This is a genomic window from Polaromonas sp. P1_G2, assembly GCF_056405515.1.
The window spans coordinates 1-1,938 of the sequence record NZ_JBFUBY010000467.1; the positions used below are offsets into that span (position 1 = coordinate 1).

Annotated in this window: 2 protein-coding genes; both read left to right on the forward strand. The window is 56.7% G+C overall.

The window, feature by feature from the left end:
• Window positions 1-1,215 (forward strand): linalool dehydratase/isomerase domain-containing protein (locus tag AC1D0P_RS25270; RefSeq protein WP_477679245.1); only part of this gene is annotated, 1,215 nt, incomplete at its 5' end.
• Between the two features lie 127 nt (window positions 1,216-1,342).
• A complete protein-coding gene (locus AC1D0P_RS25275) occupies window positions 1,343-1,738 on the forward strand; it encodes a diacylglycerol kinase family protein (RefSeq protein WP_477679246.1) in 396 nt (131 codons plus the stop codon).
• Window positions 1,739-1,938 lie beyond the last annotated feature (200 nt).

The following is a 1,938-nucleotide window of genomic DNA, read 5'->3' on the forward strand; positions in this document are numbered from 1 at the left end:
ACGCAGGCACGCTTCACGCCTGCGTTGGGCGGATACATGAGCGACGCGCAAAGCAAGCTACTGAACAAGCAGTCTCAGCACCGCGCGTGGGCCTACTGGTCGCTGGAAAATCTATGGGGAAACTTGCGGTGGAACCCCGACCCTACCGCCCGTGAAAACATCATGTACACGGGCTTCGTGGCGCTGCAGATGGCCCTGTTCCAGGCCAGCACAGGAAGTCAGGAATTTTCAAAAAAAGGTTCCTTTACGCTGGTGCACCCGAACGGAAAACGCTACGAACACAGTTTCGAGTCTTTGCTGTCCAGGTTGGAAAAAGAATACGAACGTTCACCCTTTTATCTGATGGCCTGCGAGCCCAACTGGGTCTATCCCCTGTGCAACACAATGGGAGCCGCGGCACTGCGTGCCCACGATGCGCAGTACGGTCAGATGAAATGGGCCGGTCACGCGCCGGAGTTTCGCCGGCATCTGGATGCGGAGTTTCTGGATGGCATGGGTCGCTACGTGCCATGTCGTTCCACGTATACGGGATTGGCCTTACCCGCCATTGGTGGCGCGATGCCTCTGGCGATGCCCTGCTACTTTTTGAATGCGCTGGAACCTGACTTGGCGCGTCGCCAATGGCTGTTGTTGAGACGTCAGCTGTTCGATAGACATGAGCGGCTTCGACGCAGTGAATTCTGGCCCATCGACACGGGAAACTATGGTTTCTCAAGAGGCAGTGCCTACGCAGCGACGGCCTTGGCGGCGATGGAGTTGGGCGATGAGTGTGTGTATCAAAACTGCATGGATGCCTTGGAGCACGAGTGTCCAACGACTCTCAGTCATGGGGTCGCCCACAGAAATAAAGCCTCGGTATGGGCGCACGGTGTCGAGCTGATGGCGCATTCCGGAGGGCGCGACAGTTTTCGAAACTTGATCAGTAACCCACCTTCATCAAAAGGTCCCAGGTTGGAGCCCCTGTCCTATCCCGATGTGCTGGTTGCAGCCGCGCACTCCGATGATGTAAGCAGCTCTTTGCAAGCGGTGCTATACGGCGGAGCCGGCGATGGCATTAAAAACTTGGGTGTGTCGGGCCTGCGTCCGTTAGCACCCTATCGGGTTGCAGGTGCATGCCTGACGCAGGTTCTGGCTGACAACATGGGAAAGGTGTGCTTGCAGATTCCGCTTGCCGGGCGCACCTGTTTGACGCTGGAGCCGGCCGGCGCACTGTGATGGCTTGCTGTATTTTGATGGCCACGGTATGGGGCTGCTTGTATGGGTTGCACGCTATACGGGCGTGCACTGCTCGACGTTCATGTGTTGCCCAGGCTTGGCGGCTGGTCAATAAGAAGGATGAGAAATGAAAGAAGTCCCTCGTGCCTGCGCTCCGCAGCGATTCGCTCTGGTCGCACGCCTCAAGAGCTTTGGTTATGCCTTCGAGGGGATAGCTTTGATGCTTAAAACACAGCACAACGCATGGCTGCATCTAATCGCCACAATGCTGGTGACGGGATTGGCCGCTTGGTGCCGAGTGAACGCCGGCGATTGGCGCTGGCTGATTGGCGCGATGACCATGGTTTGGATGGCAGAGGCCATGAACACAGCAGTGGAGTCGCTCTGCGATGTTGTGTCGCCACACTATTCATTGGCAGTCAAATGCGCAAAGGATCTTGCCGCCGGCGGCGTGTTAATTGCGGCTTGTGCAGCAGCGGCAACCGGTGTCATAACCTTCTGGCCCTATTTGGATGCCCGGTGATTGCGCTGTGGCGCTGTGCGTGATGTGCCGCCTTTGTGGCAGGGCTTACATCACAGACAGGGCTTATGTGGGTCAGATTTCGACAGGATTCAAGCGGACCACGTAGCAAGCCGCTTGTTTGGTGGGGGTCCTGCTTTCTAAATCCCAAAAAATAAAGGACACCGAGGTGTCCTTTATTGGATGTACTGACCGAGTGGTAG

Bases quoted from the DNA above. Each gene is read 5' to 3' on its own strand.
- AC1D0P_RS25275 (WP_477679246.1), top strand. From the start codon at position 1,343: ATGAAAGAAGTCCCTCGTGCCTGCGCTCCGCAGCGATTCGCTCTGGTC.